We start from the raw sequence: 15,972 nt of genomic DNA on the forward strand, positions 1-15,972 counted from the left end.
TTTGCTCTAGCCATAAAAAAGCCCCTTTTCAGGAGCTTGTTTTAAAATATTTATCTTTGCGGTAACGGAATATATTGTGAATCCGAATTTTGAAGTTTACGTTCTCCAACCACCACATCCAGACTTAATGGTTTATCCCCACGTTCGACTTGAATTTTGACGGTACTGTTCGGTGCCTGTAGTGCCACATAATTAATCAAATGTGATGCCGAGGTAATTTTTTCCTCATTCACTTGAGTAATTTTATCGCCTTTTAATAATCCTGCTTGAGCTGCTGGCCCATTTTTCAGCACGTCTGCAACAACCACACCCGCTTGTTTCGGTTCAATAATATTTTCTTGCTGTACAGGCATTAAACTAATACCCAACCAACCACGAACCACACGACCATCTTTCAAAATTGAATTAAGCACTTGCTGACAGATTTTTGCAGGAATCGCAAAGCCTATCCCCAGTGAGCCGCCTGATTGTGAGAAAATAGCCGTATTGACCCCAATTAAATTGCCTGCCACATCAATCAGGGCTCCCCCTGAGTTACCAGGATTAATCGCTGCATCAGTTTGAATAAAGTCTTCATAAGTATTAATGCCTAAATCTGAACGCCCAGTCGCAGAGATAATCCCTTGCGTTACAGTTTGACCAACACCAAATGGGTTACCAATCGCTAGGACCACATCCCCGACTTCATTACCACTCAACTTAAAGGGTAATACTGGCAATTTATCTAACTCAATTTTAATCACAGCTAAATCAGTATCAGGATCTGTGCCAATAATTTTTGCTGCAGCACGTCGACCATCTTGTAATGCAACAATAATTTGATCAGCCTGAGAAACTACATGATTATTAGTCAAAATATAACCATCTGGGCGAACAATCACCCCAGAACCCAGACTATTTTCATTTTGTTCAGGATTTAATTGCTCTGGAATTTGGTTACCAAAAAACTCTCTGAATGCTGGATCATTCATGAGCGGGTGATCAAGTTGTTTGACTTTCTGTGTGGTAAAAATATTGACTACTGCTGGTGCAGCAACTTTTACCGCAGCACGATAAGATACGACCCCGCCCGTTCTTGAAGTATCAATTAGTGGTTCAACTTTTTCAGCAGGCATTTTTACGCCATCGGGAGCAACAGGCGCTTTTGGTTTTTGGTTTTGTTGCCATGCAATAAAACCAATAATGACAATAATGAGTAACACCCAAGGTAACCATGTAAAGGTCCGGCGCACGTTTCTATCCTCTTAAAATATTTTAATTTCTTAATAACGAAGAATTTATGTTTATTGTAAAGGCAAATACAGTTCGATACACAAAATTCATGCAAGAGTTTTGTGATGCTTTAGTTACAATTCAAACTATGTTTTGATGATATTAATTCGTAACTTAAGAGATTTTTATGGCAACACTGCAAGAAATTTTACAATGGTGTAATGACACTTTAAAAAACCAAGAATTTAAAGACTATGCGCCCAATGGTTTACAAATTGAAGGAAATTCAGAAGTCAAAAAAATTCTCTGTGCCGTCACTGCATCCCAAGAAGCAATTGATGCTGCGATTGCACAACAAGCGGATCTACTCTTAGTCCATCATGGTTATTTTTGGAAAGGTGAACCCTACCCCATTACAGGTATGCGCGGTAAACGCATTAAATCATTGATCAAAAATGATATTTCATTAATGGCTTATCACTTACCGTTAGATTCGCACCCCATGCTGGGCAATAATGCTGCAATTGCTGAAATTTTAGAGCTGGAAAATATTGAGGCTTTAGATGCTTCAGAACGCCATCCTATTGGCAATATTGGTTATTTAAAGCAAGCGATTTCTCCAGAAGCTTTCAAGGAAATCCTCACGGAACGCTTAGGCTTTAAAACCATTCATTTAAAGGCGGATAAACAGACCATTCAAAAAGTAGGTTTCTGTACAGGTGCAGCTCAAGACTTTATTGGCAAAGCTGCTGAGCAACTTTGTGATGCCTACATATCTGGAGAAGTCAGCGAACGAACGTATTATGAAGCCAAAGAATTGGATGTGCATTACTACGCTTGTGGACATCATGCGACCGAACGCTATGGTGTACAACGCTTAGGGCAAGCTATTTCAGAACAGTTTAATCTTGAGTATAGTTATTTCGAATTAAACAATCCGATTTAATTTTGGTTTGGCAAATTTTCCTTACTTAAAATATGGATTTAAAGCAGTGTGTTTAGATTTAAAGTATTTTTTATATACGTATAAATTCGAGCTTTATTCTGTATTGTTATTTAAAAGTATTACGCAAATTTAGCCTATTATCCTTTACAATAGTGCCACTTAATGTCAAAACCCAGCAAAATGCAAGGAATTGAAATCATGACAACGATCACTTTACCAGCACTTCCATATGGCTATGAAGATCTTGCTCCTCATATCAGCAAAGAAACTTTAGAATACCATCACGACAAACACCACAATACTTACGTTGTTAACTTAAACAACTTAATCAAAGGCACTGACCTTGAAGGTAAAACTTTAGAAGAAATCATCAAAGCTTCTGCTGGTGATGCAGCTAAAGTAGGTGTTTTTAACAATGCAGCTCAAGTTTGGAACCACACGTTCTACTGGAACTGTATGGCTAAAAACGGTGGCGGTAAAGCAACTGGTGCATTAGCAGCAAAAATTGATGAAACTTTTGGTTCATACGAAAAATTTGCTGAAGAATTTGCTGCTGCAGCAACAACTCAGTTCGGTTCAGGCTGGGCTTGGTTAGTGGCTGACGAAGTAAATGGCGCGCTTTCTATTATGAAAACTGCAAATGCAGATACTCCACTTGCTCACGGTAAAGTAGCAGTATTAACTATTGACGTTTGGGAACATGCTTACTACATCGATTTCCGCAATGCTCGTCCTAAATACATCACAACTTTCTTAGAAAGCTTAGTGAACTGGGACTATGCAAATGCTAAATATGCAGGTCAAGCTGCTGGCGTTGAAAAATAATTTTTATTTTTCTGCATAAAAAATCACCCTTTACGGGTGATTTTTTCATTTTTAGGCTTTAACTGAATAATTATAAATCAAATGAAACAATTATCTTCAGGAACGGGTTGACGACTCTCACTTTCATCCCTAAAATGCGTTCCAGATTCTCCAATAGCTCAGTCGGTAGAGCGACGGACTGTTAATCCGCAGGTCCCTGGTTCGAGCCCAGGTTGGAGAGCCAATCTACTATTCTTCCATAGCTCAGTCGGTAGAGCGACGGACTGTTAATCCGCAGGTCCCTGGTTCGAGCCCAGGTGGAAGAGCCAAGATTCTAAAAAACCCACGCATTATGACGTGGGTTTTTTATTGTCCAAATTCCAAGAGCGGTCTTATTCCAAATTGTAATTTAGCCATATTTTAACTATCTTTATGATGAAACAGTAGCACAGAGAATAAGAATGAATATGCCTTGGCTAAAATCCCTGATTTTTTGGATTATTATGATTGTGGTTATTTTTGCTGCCTTTCAATGCACACAAAAGTCCGAAAATAATAAGTCTGCTTCTGCCCTCATGTACGAACGCTTATATCAATGTAGTCGTGATTTAGCTGAAAAAAACCCAACCGTCTTAACAGCTATTCAAAAGCAAATTCGTACCGATATGAATCAACAAGAACTTATGCAGTTGATCAATTCATGTCGCCAAGCCAATCCCCTCAAGACACAAGCCGCTTATATTGATGCGATACAGCGTATTAAATAATCTATTTGCCTATTTTTAATTCACTTAACTCAAAATGTTTGAATTTTTTAACTTTTTACTTGACCACTTACACTTAGCCCCCTAAAATGCGTTCCAGATTCTCCAATAGCTCAGTCGGTAGAGCGACGGACTGTTAATCCGCAGGTCCCTGGTTCGAGCCCAGGTTGGAGAGCCAAGATTCTAAAAGCCCACTCAGTTTTGTAGTGGGTTTTTTATTGAGTTCAATTTGTGTTTACATCAATTCAAACGCTATTCTTTATTATTGGCTGTCTAGCAAGTTCTGTTTTGCTTTTGATGCTATTCCAACATCTGTTTTGGAAACGTCAGCAATTTTATCAAAAACCTCTCATTACTGCCTTTGAACAGAAAATGTTTGTTCGACTGCATGAAGCACTGCCTGAACATCATATTTTGGCACAAGTCGCATTTAGTGCCCTAATTACCAGTGACCAGTTCAAAATACGCCAACAATTCAATCGAAAAGTCACAGATTTTGTGGTGTTAAATCGTGATATGAAAGTTATTGCAATTGTTGAATTAGATGATCCAAGCCATATTGGTAAAGAAGATGAAGACCGTCAACGTGACTTAATGCTGACAGAAGCAGGTTATACGGTATTTCGTTATACCTCTATACCAAGTGCACGCGGACTACGCAAAGATTTACTTTAATCATCCTTAAACAACAATATTCATGAACATTTATTCTAATAAAAAAACAATCTCAACAAATTACCTAAAATTCACAACAAAATTAAAACCATTTTCAATTAATTTTTATTCAACAAATACTTACACTAGCACCAGAGACAGAAAATCCCAATTTACAGGTATAGAACATTTTCAGTATTTGGAACACAGTCAAAATATAATTGGATGCTCAAGTTTAGGACAAAAAAATAGTGAATGAGCTTTTACTCCCAGCACCCGTATTAATTCTCTCGGAAGAAATGAATTTAGACCTTCGCCTTAGAATATTATTGATGGAGTTAGGCTACCCTGCGCCTTTAATTCACTCTACACCTTATTTAGATGATGCACTTGAAATCTACCGTTTACATTTACCCAATATTGTCCTAGTCGATCTCAATTTTACACAAGTGCCTTTACACGATTTAATACGCTCATTAAAAACTTATCACCCTTATGTAGTCATTATTTTGCTGGCACCCAAAGGGCAAACCGAACAAATCTTCCGTGGAATTCAATCTGGCGCATATGGCTACTTTTTTACTGAGCAAACTGACCGTGAGATTCTGCAACAGATCAGAACCATTTTAAGGGGTGGTGCAACCTTACATGGAGAATTGGCACAATATATTCTCAATGCTCAGACCCAAAGCCAAGCACAACAGTTCATCAACCATTTTAAAGAAAGCCCAAGTCAATTGTTCTCTGATGTCGAGTTAGAGATTTTATCTTTGCTCGCAAATCAGTTAAATACTCGTGAAATTGCACATAAATTGGGGATTCCTCTTTACAGCGTAGAAGGTCGGATCAAATCGATTTACCGGCATTTAAGCCATAAATAAAAAAGAGCCTACTTGAGGCTCTTTCTTTTGACTGTTATTTAATGATTTCTAATAAGGTACGTTGGGCATTATGCGGCTCTTCCCCTTCTGCCACTTGAGCACGTACCCATGAACCATCACCTTGTAATAGCCATGCTTGCTGATTGTCTTTTAGATAGGTGAGTAAGCCCTGCTGATAAATCCGTTTTTTTAATGCGGAATCTTCAATTGGGAAACAAGCTTCAACACGATTAAATAAATTACGATCCATCCAGTCCGCACTTGAGCAGTAGATATGCGGGTTGCCATTATTACTAAAATAGTAAACCCGTGTATGTTCCAAGAAACGCCCAACTACAGAACGTACACGAATATTTTCTGACAAACCCGGAAGCCCAGGACGTAAACAACAAATAGAGCGAATAATAAGGTCTATCTGCACGCCCGCCTGCGAAGCTTCATACAGTTTATTAATTAACTGCAATTCCGTCAGGGCATTCACCTTCACAATAATTTGTGCCGGCTTTCCTGCTTTGGCATTGGCAATTTCATCATCAATAAAATTGACCAACTGGGCATGTAACGTAAATGGCGCATGCAAAAGCTTTTTCAGCTTTGCCATTTTGCCCATACCTGTTAACTCTTGGAAAATGCGATGTACATCTTCACACAGTTCTTTGTCAGTTGTGAGCAAACCGAAGTCGGTATAAATACGGGCATTGCCTGCATGGTAGTTTCCAGTACCTAAATGAACATAACGTACCAATTTATTATTTTCACGGCGGACAACTAAAATCATTTTGGCATGCGTTTTATAGCCGACAATACCATACACCACCACAGCACCAGCTTCTTGCAAAACATTGGCCACTGCAATATTCGACTCTTCATCGAAACGAGCACGTAACTCAATCACCGCGGTGACTTCTTTGCCATTACGCGCTGCTTCCGCCAGTACTTGCACAATCTCAGAGTCTGCGCCACTACGGTATAACGTTTGCTTAATCGCAAGGACTTGTGGATCTCGCGCAGCCTCACGTAACAAGTTAATGACTGGGGCAAACGACTCAAAGGGATGGTGCAATAAAATATCTTGCTTTTGCATCGCTGAAAAAATGTTTTCAGATTTTTTCAACACTTTAGGAATTACAGGCGTATGTGAGTCATAGCGCAAATGCGGACGCTTAAAATTTGACAACAATCGTGCCAAATTTACTGGACCATCCACCTTATACAACTGCTCTTCTTCTAAATCGAATTCATTAAGCAAGTAATCATAAATATGTTTAGGGCAATTTTCAGTGACCTCTAAACGTACTGCACGACCAAAACGACGCGAGTTTAACTCACCTTTTAACGCTTTCGCTAAATCTTCGACATCTTCATTTAAAGCCAAGTCCGCATTCCGCGTTACACGGAACTGATAACAGCCAGTCGCAGTCATTCCAGGGAATAGGTCGGAAACATGCTCATGAATAATCGCAGATAGCATGACATGGTGTTCTTTCCCCCCCGTCAGTTCATCGGGTAAGCGTACAACACGCGGTAATGAACGTGGTGCAGGTACGACAGCTAAATCAATTTGACGACCAAAAGCATCTTTACCTTCCAAAGTTACAATGAAGTTCAAGCTTTTGTTAACTAAACGTGGGAATGGATGTGCAGGGTCTAAACTAATCGGCGTTAATACTGGGGCAACCTGTTCTTGGAAATACTTTTTCACCCAAGAAGATTGGGCTGGAGTTAGCTCACCACGACGTAAAAAACAAATATCTTCTTCGCGCAGTTTCGCTAAAATTTCTTCATTTAAAATACGGTATTGGCGTTCAATCGCAGCATGTGTCGTTTGCGAAATTTGATCTAAAACCTGTTTTGGGGTCAGACCATCGGGGGTATGACTTTCATTGCCCAAGTCCAACTGTTCCAACATGCCCGCAACGCGAATTTCAAAGAACTCATCTAAATTTCTTGAAAAAATAAGCAAGAAGTTCATGCGTTCTAGCAATGGATGCAACGGATCAACAGCTTGCTCAAGAACACGTAAATGGAAATCTAAAATTGAAAGTTCACGATTAATAAATCGATCATTATAAGTATATTCAACTGGCTCTAATGGAGTCTGTGCCGCCGTATTCATAATCAACCCATGATTTTAAGACGTTATCTGTATAGCCATAAGTATGCTTCAATTTTGTGACATTTTCATAAAAAAGCCCAAAATAATTTGGGCTTATGGTGCTTTATGCTGATCGCTGAATTGAGCCGTATTAAGGGATTTGGCTATAACGCATATATTTACGAATCATTGTTTTACGAATTTGGACTTTTCGATCATTTTGATGATCTTGATAGTATTTTGGATTGGGTAAAATTGCAGCTAAAAATGCCGCTTGATCACGGGTTAAACTTCGTGCGCTTTTACCAAAATAGTGCTGCGTTGCAGCTTCAACCCCGTAAATATTTTCCCCAAATTCTACCGAGTTTAAATACACTTCCAAAATACGCTGTTTTGACCACATACGCTCCATCATCCAAGTGGCAACAGCCTCTTGGCCTTTACGAATAAAAGAACGCTTATTGTATAAAAATAAATTTTTCGCCAATTGTTGAGAAATAGTCGAGCCACCTGCAACCACTTTGCCTTTGTCTTGGTTACGTTCCAAAGCAAATTGCATCCCTTCCCAATCAAATCCATGGTGATGCATGAATTTTCCATCTTCAGACGTGACCACAGCACGTTTCATATAATCGCTGATTTGATCATAATCGCGCCATTTATGCTGAATTGGTTTTGATGGTTCAGACCAGTAATCTAGACGCATAAACATGGTTGTTTCAACTGGATGTGTACGCCACCAGACCAAACTACTAAAAATCCATAGCTGTACAAGTAGAATCAAACTGACAATGACTAACAAAGTTCGAACAAAAAAAGCTTTCATGTCAGTAAGTTGCTCCTAATATTTTCATTCTTTCGTGCTAAGCTTGGTTAAAATGTAGATTCAAAGTTAAACAATAGCATGTCTCATTCAACACCACCTTGGGTTCCAAGCAAACTGAATATGCAGGATTGGTGGCTCACCACCCTTTTCATTGCCATCAATGTGGGTCTATTCCTCTGGCAAATTGTCTCAGGGGTCAATGTCAGTGATCCAAGCCTAGCAGATGCTATTCGCTGGGGAGCTGATTATGCACCTTTAACCTTTTTAGAGGAACCCACTCGCCTGTTCAGCAGCATGTTTTTTCATTTTGGACTTGTTCATTTAATGTTAAACATGTGGGCATTGTATATTTTTGGTAGTGTGGCTGAGCAACTCTTTGGTCGGTTCTATTATTTCATGCTCTATCTTGCCGCAGGATTAATGGGAAGTCTTTTTAGTGGTTATTTAGCAATACACGACACAGTAGGTATGTTGAATCAGCAGGCGATTAATCCCACTTTATTTCCACATGTCAGTGCTGGTGCCTCTGGTGCCGTGATGGGCTTAGGGGGTGCTTTAACCTTACTGTCTCTCTTTCCGGTTCTTGCACAGCAACGCTTTATTCTAGATAAAAAGACCTTAATTATGGTCATGGGCATTAACTTGGTGATTGGACTCACAATCTCTGGAATTAATAATGCTGCACATGTTGGAGGAATGCTCATGGGCGCAGTCCTTGCAGGTATTTGGTATCTGTGCCAAAAGTGGCAAAAACCTGCCCTAAGCTTCATTTTGGGTACAACTGTGGCAGTCGTGAGCTGCTGGTTTCTGTACCAATATTGCCTACAACAAGTGCAATTGATTCAACCGATTTGGGCTGAACTATTACAAGCCATGCGCCAACACTACCATTTTTAAAGAGCCAGAGATGAATCTTAAGATTGATTCATCTCTCTTAAACTTTGTAAAGGCGGTATATCACAGAGATAACTCAAACGATAACGCCCAATCAATGCACACAACAACATCATGCTCACCGGTAAAATCAACCAGATTTCCCAATGGGCTTGAATGCTTAGGTTCATTCGATAACTAGCAATCGCACTGATCAATTCGGCAAAGAAACAAGCCACAATACCCGCCAATAAGCCCATAAAACCAATTTCCAGTGTCAGCATATTTTTGAGCATGGGCTTAGAGCTACCAAATGAACGGAGTAAAGCGACTTCCCTTTTTCGCTCATCCATCAATAAATTGAGACAGGCAATTAAAACCAAAATGCCTGCAAGGCTGACCAGTGCAGCCAAAATGGTGACAACTTGAATCAACACATTCATCAAGCGCTTAATCTCATCCAGTATTAAGCCCACATCAATAAAGACGGTATTACTAAATTGCTGAATTAATTGAATCAGTTTTGGCTTGTCTTGCTCTGGGACATAAAAACTCCCCAAATAACTGCCTGCATTTTCATCCAAAGTTTGTGGAGAAAAAATAAAGAAAAAGTTCGGGCTAAAACTTTCCCATTCAACTTCTCTTAAATTGACTACTCTGGCGTGTAGCATGCCTTCAGGCAAACTAAAGCTTAACCGATCACCCACCTGTATACCCAATTCTGCCGCGGTTTTCGCTTCGACAGAAACCTCTCCGACATGGGTAAATTTTGCTTGCCCTTGTACAATCTTATTGTCTGTTGGCAAACTGCTACTTTGCGTCAGGTTTAACTCACGACGTAATGAATTGTTCTGCTTGACCAATTGCTCCGAAAAAGGTTGTTCATTTTTTGCGACTAATCGACCACGAATATTGGGATACAATGGTGTGCTGTTCCAGCCATGTGCCTGTAATTGCTGTTTAAACTGGGGTACATCAAATGGCGGCAAACCATATACAAATTGATTAGGCGTACCTTTTGGCAACTGTTGTTGCCAACGTTCTAACAAGTCTGTACGCAGGACGGCCAATACTGTAATCAAGCTTAGTCCTAGTGCCAAAGCCGTAATCTGAAATGCAGTCTGATAAGGTACTTTGACATAAGCCGAAACTGCCATTTTTAAGCGTTTTAAAGCTTTTAAAACCACCCAGACCAAAATATACAAGAGCGCACTGAGGGCAATAATGCCACCAATCACCAAACTGGTCAGCAGTAAATTCTCTGTCAGTATCAGACTAAAAATAAATAAACTCAGTGTGCCAGACAACAAGGTCCATAATAAGACTTGTATAGACTGCGTTTGCTGACGAATCACTCGGATTGGTGGGGTGTACATCAACTGCCACAAATTCGGCAAAATAAAACCCGTTAACACCACCGCACTGGTCAATATGGCAATCGGTAATGGTCCTTTCAACATTGCCCATGCAGAAAATTGAAGCTGTAAATTCGGAATCAGTTGTAGCATAAGCTGTAACAACCCATACCCCAAAGCCATTCCAAGCAACACCCCAATCAAAATGGCAATGCTTAATATAACCAACAAAAGAGAAGCGTAGACTTTTAAAATTTGGGCTTTGGAAGCCCCCATGCAACGTAATAAAGCAATATAGTCTTGGTTTTGCTGTACATAACGTTGACTGGTCAATGCAATCGCGATACCACACAGCAAAATGGTTAAGATATTTGCCAACTGTAAAAAGGTATCTAAGTTTTCAATTGGGCGCATCAAGCGCGTATTACCCTCTGTGGCATTACGCAGTTTCAGTCCATTGGTATCTTCCGTATTAACTCCCGTGGCATTCTTTATCGTTTTCTGTTGTTGTTTGAATTGCGTTTGAAACTGTTGAATATTATTCGCATCGCCTGCCATCAGTAGTCGGTAATCAATTCGACTGCCGACTTGAATGGCATTGGTTCGTGCAATATCTTGTTGTGCAATCATCACTGTTGGTGAAAAACCCGAAAAACCAAGTTCCTGATTCGAATCATGCTGAATCTTTGCAGAAATTTTAAACGTTCCGTCTGCAATTTGAATTTGGTCTCCCAACTTCACCTGTAATAAATCCATCACCCGTGGACTTAACCAGACTTCCCCACTTTTAATCGCCTGCTGTTGAGGCTGAAGCTGTAACTGTCCGCGTAATGGAAAATGTGCATCAACAGCTTTCACATTCACCATGACGAATTGTGACTCAGTGTGCGCCATGGAGTTAAACACAGTGACTTGAGACTGTTTTAAATCTAAGGCAGTCGCCTGATCTTTCCAACGCTGTTCAATTGCAGACTGATCCGACAACACCAAATCTGCTGCCATCAGCTCTGCAGCTTGCAAAGTCACTGCATTCTGGATTTGCTCATTACTAAATTTCAGTGCTGTGGTTACGCTAATGGCCAGCAGTAAAGCAATAATCAACAAATACATGCCGCTACTTTTCAGACTTTGCTGCAATAAAGGTCGAAATAAAGCACTCATACCTGATCACCGCCCTGCACGTGTTCATGTAACTGACCTTCAAATAAATGCACATGGCGCTGACATTGTCTCGCCAATTTCAAATCATGCGTGACTAAAACCAGTGTGGTGCCTAACTCCTGATTTAAAGCAAATAGTAACTGCTCAATGTCTTTGGCAGTTTGACTGTCTAGATTTCCCGTGGGTTCATCTGCAAAAATAATTTTAGGCTGGCTAATTAAAGCTCGCGCAATTGCCACACGCTGTTGTTCTCCACCAGAAAGCACTTTTGGTGTTTGCTCTGCCTGTCGCTCTAACCCGACCTTTTTAAGTAGCTCTAAAGCACGTTGTTCTGCCTCAGCATATTGAAAATTAGCGTGCAAACGCAAAGGCAACATGACATTTTCTAATGCGGTTAAGTGCGGTAAAAGTTGAAAAGATTGAAAAACAAAACCAATATATTTCAAACGGACAAGTGCTCGCTGCTCTTCATTAAGCGCTGAAATATTTTCTCCACAAACGGTTAACTCTCCATCACTGGCTTGATCTAAAGTGGCCAAAATCCCCAATAAGGTCGACTTACCTGAACCCGAACGACCGGTAATGGCAATTTGTTCACCCTCCATAATGTCGAGATTTAAATTTTCAAAAATTGAGAGACTTTTATCTGCAAGTTGTATTTTTTGTGTCAAATTCTGGGCAGAAATTACGGCTTGTGGCATGATAAATCTCTCTTCTATTGTGCTCAGGTTTTCGTCAATTAATATGCGTCAATATCGTTTTAAAGTATTCGTTTATTCTTGGGTGATGGGGCTAATGCTCTGCCTAAATCCAATGCTGGCCTCCGCTAAAACTATTATGATTCTCGGTGATAGTATTAGCGCAGGTTATGGTCTACAGCCACAACAAGGATGGGTCACACAGTTACAAAAACGATTAGACCAACAGTATCCGAAACAGCATCAAGTGGTCAATGCGAGTGTGAGCGGTGAAACTAGCAGTGGTGCTTTAGCACGTTTACCCAAATTACTTGCAACGTATAAGCCAAATATTGTGGTCATTGAACTGGGAGGAAACGATGGTTTACGTGGTCAACCACCACAAATGATTCAACAAAATCTAGCACGTTTAGTTGAGCAAAGCCAAAAGGCGAAAGCAAAAGTTATTTTGTTTGGAATGAAAATTCCACCGAATTATGGCACCGCTTATAGCAAGGCTTTTCAACAAAACTACACGGTTGTCAGTCAACGTTATCAAGTGAAATTACTACCCTTCTTTTTAGAAGGTATCGCAGGTCATAAAAGTTTAATGCAAAACGATTTAATTCATCCGAATGCACAAGCACAAGTAAAATTATTAAATCTCGCTTATCCATACATTAAAGGCGCTTTATAAAGCGCCTTTAATCACATCCATATTTTATAGATCAGATGTCTTAGAAATCAAAAAAAATCACTTCGCCAGTTTCTAGTGAATATTCGGCACCCACAACAATCATCTTGCCTTTCGCAATTAATTGTTCCAATACAGCCGAACCATGGCGTAATTGATTGACCGAAGCAAATACATTTGAACGAACGGCGTGGTTCGAAAGTTTTTTCAAATCGTTTTTCAACTCAGTCTGCATCAAGGTTTCGACAGATGGACGCACACGGTTCACAATCGACATTAAATTATTTGATGGTGGACAGTCTGGGTTCATTAAAGTGTCAATGGTCGCTTGAATAGCACCACAATGGCTATGCCCAAGAACAACAACCACTGCACAGTCATAACGTTCAGCAGCAAATTCCACACTACCCACTTGCGAAGGAGCAACCACGTTACCCGCAACACGAATAACAAATAGATCACCTAAGCCTTGGTCAAAAACCATCTCGGCAGGAACACGCGAGTCAGAACAACCCAGTACAATTGCAAATGGATTCTGATCTTCCGACATTTCAGCACGTTCTTGGTGCGTCAATTGTTTAGGGAGGGTTGTTTCCCCAGAAACAAAACGTTGGTTTCCTTTTTTAAGACGGTCTAATGCTTCTTGAGCCGTTAGCATTCTTTTTTCCACCATGATTTGAAGTTTCAATATTCTAATACCAGCAAAAATGAATGTCACTTGCAAAAAAGAATACAGCTAAGCATTTTTATATTGGCAAAAAAGTTCAAACAGTTTTTTCATTACATTGAAGTAAATCACATTATTTGGTTTTTATATCAATCATCTCAATAAACTTATTCGTGACATTCTAATGATTGTATTTACAATAGATCATCATAAAGCGCACGATTATTCTTTATACCAATTCCAGCATTTTTACAGTTTCAAACATAGATTTCATACAGCAGAATTTTAGTGACAAGGATTTAAGTCAATGACACAAAGCAGTCAATATTTTTCTCATTTTGTTACTGCAATGGCAATCCTCCTTACAATGTCATTGCTCAATATTGCTTCTGCCAAATCCCTACAGCTTTCTTCTGAGCAAATTACGCTACAAAATTATTTACAACAAGAACGTGAAGATTGCGGATTAAAAACCAAAACGCTCAAAGTAGGGGATATTTTTTGGAGCTATAACGAAGGAGGATCGAGCCAAAAACCTACTGTTTTACTGATCCATGGGATTGGAGGAAACCGTGACAATTGGAATCGTATTGCTTCTTATCTCACCCCCAACTATCACGTGATTGTGCCTGACTTACCTATTTATGGGGACACCAAAGTTCCATCAAATTTTGATATTGCTGTTCCCAATGTCACTTCCAGCCTTCGACAATTTGCTGAAGCTATTGATATTGAAAATAAATTAAATATCGCAGGTCACTCTTTAGGGGGGTCAATTGCTACGCTGTATGCGGCGCAATATCCTTTTGATACGCAAAGTTTATTTCTGTTAAATAGTGCAGGCATCTATAAAAAAGCCAACACGCCTTACACCAAAGACCCTCATTTTTTAAAGCATATTATTGTGTCAAAACCTGGTGATTATGACGAAGTTCGCCATGAAATCATGCAGAATCCACCCAAACTTTCACCTGAACTCAAACATGCTAAAGAGCAATTACTGATTGCACAAGCAGGCAGAAATAATCTGGTCATTGAGCAAATTTCGACATTAAACAGAATTTATACCCCTGAAACCTTTGCCCGAATTACCCGCAATGTAGAAGCGCCAACCTTAATTTTATGGGGCAAACAAGATAAAATTTTTAATGTTGAAGTTGCAGATGAATTAAAATCTCTGTTGAAACGTGCCGAGGCTCCTGTCATCCTGAACAATGTGGGTCATATGCCTTTGTTAGAAGCAGATAAACAAGTTGCGAATTACTATCTTCCGTTTCTTGCAAAGACCCAAAGTCTGAAAAATCCCTTGGCTGACCAACTGATTCCCTTACATTAAATTTGAATTTTTATGCAAAAACACCCCATGATTGAGCAACTGATCGAAGCTCATCTGCAATTTTTAAATGATGAATTTACACAGTCAGAAACCATTAAAAATGAGTTTGTTGAATTTTATCATTGGTTCAGAAAACAAAAATTAAAACAGATTTGGACTGTTGAGCAGATTCATCAACTGATTCAAAAACAAATCTTAAACACCCCTGCCAGCGATTTTTTAATTGAACAAATTGCAGAGCATATTCGCTTTGCGTTGGTTCATCCTGCAAATGACCAAACTAAAATCGCAGATGCCATTCCTGTGCTTACTGTCGATAAAATTGCTCAATATGTCGCCAGTAAAAGTGGGCATAGACAACGCTTAATTCATACCGTCGTGAACAACCCTGCTTTCTCTGCCATGATTACGCAACTAATCCAACACGCGATTCACGACTACTTAGATAACTCGGTCATGGTCAAGAATGTACCCGGTGTTTCTCGTTTTATGAAAATGGGGAAATCTGTTTTAGAAAGTGTGACCGATTCAAACTTGGATCAAGCCATTCAGCATTATTTACAAAAAAATATTCAAAAGCTCAGTCAAATGAGCGAGCAAGTGTTAAATCAGCATTTTAATGACGATAAGCTTTATCATTTTCAAGCCAATTTATGGCATAAAATTAAAGACCTTCCGCTCAATGTCTTAAAAAATTATATTGAGATTGATGACTTGCCTCAAACTGTTGGCTTAGGTCATGAAATTTGGGATCACTTACGTCAAAGTGAATACATGGCACAACAAGTGAAAGATGGTATCTCTGCATGGTATGCGCGTAATCAAGACCGAAGCTTTGATTTATTATTCCGAGACTTAAATATTGATGAAGCATTAATCCAAAATCAATTACAGCATCTGTTAGAGCCGATTATTCAGAATATGCTGCAAACAGATTACCTAGCTCAACGTGCGCGTCATTATTTAGAAAAGTTCTATTATTCTGACAGTACCTTAGCAATCTTGAAAAAAGGCGCTGAATAGCGCC

General features: G+C 39.5%; 15 protein-coding genes and 3 tRNA genes. 12 read left to right on the forward strand and 6 right to left on the reverse strand.

Features of this window, described 5'->3' with window-relative positions; all coding sequences use genetic code 11:
* Positions 1-50: 50 nt before the first annotated feature.
* Positions 51-1,232 (reverse strand): S1C family serine protease, encoded by a 1,182-nt coding sequence (locus E0H82_RS04760; protein WP_131263524.1) that lies wholly within the window; start codon positions 1,230-1,232, stop codon positions 51-53.
* Positions 1,233-1,399: 167 nt separating this feature from the next.
* Between E0H82_RS04760 and E0H82_RS04765 the strand changes: the two genes are divergently transcribed.
* The 8 genes from E0H82_RS04765 to E0H82_RS04800 all read left to right on the forward strand — a co-directional run bounded on the left by E0H82_RS04765 (position 1,400) and on the right by E0H82_RS04800 (position 5,261).
* Positions 1,400-2,158 (forward strand): Nif3-like dinuclear metal center hexameric protein, encoded by a 759-nt coding sequence (locus E0H82_RS04765; protein ID WP_131263526.1) that lies wholly within the window; start codon positions 1,400-1,402, stop codon positions 2,156-2,158.
* A gap of 198 nt (positions 2,159-2,356) precedes the next feature.
* Positions 2,357-2,983, forward strand: a complete 627-nt coding sequence (locus tag E0H82_RS04770; protein ID WP_116761857.1) for a superoxide dismutase — start codon at positions 2,357-2,359, stop codon at positions 2,981-2,983.
* Between the two features lie 147 nt (positions 2,984-3,130).
* Positions 3,131-3,206: transfer RNA gene (locus tag E0H82_RS04775), tRNA-Asn, on the forward strand.
* Positions 3,207-3,215: 9 nt separating this feature from the next.
* Positions 3,216-3,291 (forward strand) — tRNA-Asn (locus E0H82_RS04780).
* Between the two features lie 132 nt (positions 3,292-3,423).
* Entirely contained in the window at positions 3,424-3,729 is a 306-nt protein-coding gene (locus E0H82_RS04785) for a hypothetical protein (protein ID WP_131263528.1), read from the forward strand.
* Positions 3,730-3,828: 99 nt separating this feature from the next.
* Positions 3,829-3,904: transfer RNA gene (locus E0H82_RS04790), tRNA-Asn, on the forward strand.
* A 53-nt stretch (positions 3,905-3,957) separates the two neighbouring features.
* Positions 3,958-4,401, forward strand: coding sequence for a DUF2726 domain-containing protein (locus E0H82_RS04795; protein ID WP_228258621.1), 444 nt, complete (start codon positions 3,958-3,960; stop codon positions 4,399-4,401).
* 230 nt (positions 4,402-4,631) lie between these two features.
* Positions 4,632-5,261, forward strand: a complete 630-nt coding sequence (locus E0H82_RS04800) for a response regulator transcription factor (protein ID WP_131263530.1) — start codon at positions 4,632-4,634, stop codon at positions 5,259-5,261.
* Between the two features lie 34 nt (positions 5,262-5,295).
* On the opposite strand, the gene ppk1 is transcribed toward E0H82_RS04800, so the two are convergent.
* Entirely contained in the window at positions 5,296-7,377 is a 2,082-nt protein-coding gene (gene ppk1, locus E0H82_RS04805; protein WP_131263532.1) for a polyphosphate kinase 1, read from the reverse strand.
* Positions 7,378-7,507: 130 nt separating this feature from the next.
* The gene (gene mtgA / locus E0H82_RS04810; RefSeq protein ID WP_131263534.1) at positions 7,508-8,182 is read right to left on the reverse strand and encodes a monofunctional biosynthetic peptidoglycan transglycosylase; all 675 of its coding nucleotides are present in this window, start codon (positions 8,180-8,182) and stop codon (positions 7,508-7,510) included.
* 78 nt (positions 8,183-8,260) lie between these two features.
* Here mtgA and E0H82_RS04815 point away from each other — a divergent pair, with 78 nt between their 5' ends.
* Positions 8,261-9,079 carry a rhomboid family intramembrane serine protease gene (locus E0H82_RS04815; protein ID WP_131263536.1) on the forward strand — a complete coding sequence of 273 codons (819 nt, stop codon included), beginning with the start codon at positions 8,261-8,263 and terminating at the stop codon, positions 9,077-9,079.
* 17 nt (positions 9,080-9,096) lie between these two features.
* On the opposite strand, the gene E0H82_RS04820 is transcribed toward E0H82_RS04815, so the two are convergent.
* Both E0H82_RS04820 and E0H82_RS04825 read right to left on the reverse strand, forming a co-directional pair.
* Positions 9,097-11,571 carry an ABC transporter permease gene (locus E0H82_RS04820; protein ID WP_131263538.1) on the reverse strand — a complete coding sequence of 825 codons (2,475 nt, stop codon included), beginning with the start codon at positions 11,569-11,571 and terminating at the stop codon, positions 9,097-9,099.
* Entirely contained in the window at positions 11,568-12,272 is a 705-nt protein-coding gene (locus tag E0H82_RS04825) for an ABC transporter ATP-binding protein (protein ID WP_131263540.1), read from the reverse strand. Before E0H82_RS04825 ends, E0H82_RS04820 begins: the two co-directional genes overlap by 4 nt.
* A gap of 85 nt (positions 12,273-12,357) precedes the next feature.
* Here E0H82_RS04825 and E0H82_RS04830 point away from each other — a divergent pair, with 85 nt between their 5' ends.
* Positions 12,358-12,945 (forward strand): arylesterase, encoded by a 588-nt coding sequence (locus tag E0H82_RS04830; RefSeq protein ID WP_416224489.1) that lies wholly within the window; start codon positions 12,358-12,360, stop codon positions 12,943-12,945.
* Between the two features lie 40 nt (positions 12,946-12,985).
* Here E0H82_RS04830 and E0H82_RS04835 read toward each other — a convergent pair whose 3' ends face one another.
* Positions 12,986-13,600, reverse strand: coding sequence for a carbonic anhydrase (locus tag E0H82_RS04835; protein ID WP_116761772.1), 615 nt, complete (start codon positions 13,598-13,600; stop codon positions 12,986-12,988).
* 376 nt (positions 13,601-13,976) lie between these two features.
* Here E0H82_RS04835 and E0H82_RS04840 point away from each other — a divergent pair, with 376 nt between their 5' ends.
* Both E0H82_RS04840 and E0H82_RS04845 read left to right on the forward strand, forming a co-directional pair.
* Positions 13,977-14,945, forward strand: coding sequence for an alpha/beta fold hydrolase (locus E0H82_RS04840; RefSeq protein ID WP_228258623.1), 969 nt, complete (start codon positions 13,977-13,979; stop codon positions 14,943-14,945).
* 12 nt (positions 14,946-14,957) lie between these two features.
* Positions 14,958-15,968: a hypothetical protein gene (locus tag E0H82_RS04845; RefSeq protein WP_131263544.1), complete on the forward strand. Its 1,011-nt coding sequence runs from the start codon at positions 14,958-14,960 to the stop codon at positions 15,966-15,968.
* Positions 15,969-15,972: the final 4 nt, after the last annotated feature.

This window comes from Acinetobacter sp. ANC 4910 (assembly GCF_004331035.1).
In the GTDB taxonomy this organism is placed as follows: Bacteria; Pseudomonadota; Gammaproteobacteria; order Pseudomonadales; family Moraxellaceae; genus Acinetobacter.

What these genes read in the sequence shown, in the direction of transcription:
- mtgA (WP_131263534.1), bottom strand. Translation starts at nt 8,182, where the DNA reads ATGAAAGCTTTTTTTGTTCGAACTTTGTTAGTCATTGTCAGTTTGATT.
- E0H82_RS04840 (WP_228258623.1), top strand. Translation starts at nt 13,977, where the DNA reads ATGTCATTGCTCAATATTGCTTCTGCCAAATCCCTACAGCTTTCTTCT.
- E0H82_RS04770 (WP_116761857.1), top strand. Translation starts at nt 2,357, where the DNA reads ATGACAACGATCACTTTACCAGCACTTCCATATGGCTATGAAGATCTT.
- E0H82_RS04765 (WP_131263526.1), top strand. Translation starts at nt 1,400, where the DNA reads ATGGCAACACTGCAAGAAATTTTACAATGGTGTAATGACACTTTAAAA.
- ppk1 (WP_131263532.1), bottom strand. Translation starts at nt 7,377, where the DNA reads ATGAATACGGCGGCACAGACTCCATTAGAGCCAGTTGAATATACTTAT.
- E0H82_RS04820 (WP_131263538.1), bottom strand. Translation starts at nt 11,571, where the DNA reads ATGAGTGCTTTATTTCGACCTTTATTGCAGCAAAGTCTGAAAAGTAGC.
- E0H82_RS04830 (WP_416224489.1), top strand. Translation starts at nt 12,358, where the DNA reads ATGGGGCTAATGCTCTGCCTAAATCCAATGCTGGCCTCCGCTAAAACT.
- E0H82_RS04825 (WP_131263540.1), bottom strand. Translation starts at nt 12,272, where the DNA reads ATGCCACAAGCCGTAATTTCTGCCCAGAATTTGACACAAAAAATACAA.
- E0H82_RS04835 (WP_116761772.1), bottom strand. Translation starts at nt 13,600, where the DNA reads ATGCTAACGGCTCAAGAAGCATTAGACCGTCTTAAAAAAGGAAACCAA.
- E0H82_RS04815 (WP_131263536.1), top strand. Translation starts at nt 8,261, where the DNA reads ATGTCTCATTCAACACCACCTTGGGTTCCAAGCAAACTGAATATGCAG.
- E0H82_RS04845 (WP_131263544.1), top strand. Translation starts at nt 14,958, where the DNA reads ATGCAAAAACACCCCATGATTGAGCAACTGATCGAAGCTCATCTGCAA.
- E0H82_RS04785 (WP_131263528.1), top strand. Translation starts at nt 3,424, where the DNA reads ATGAATATGCCTTGGCTAAAATCCCTGATTTTTTGGATTATTATGATT.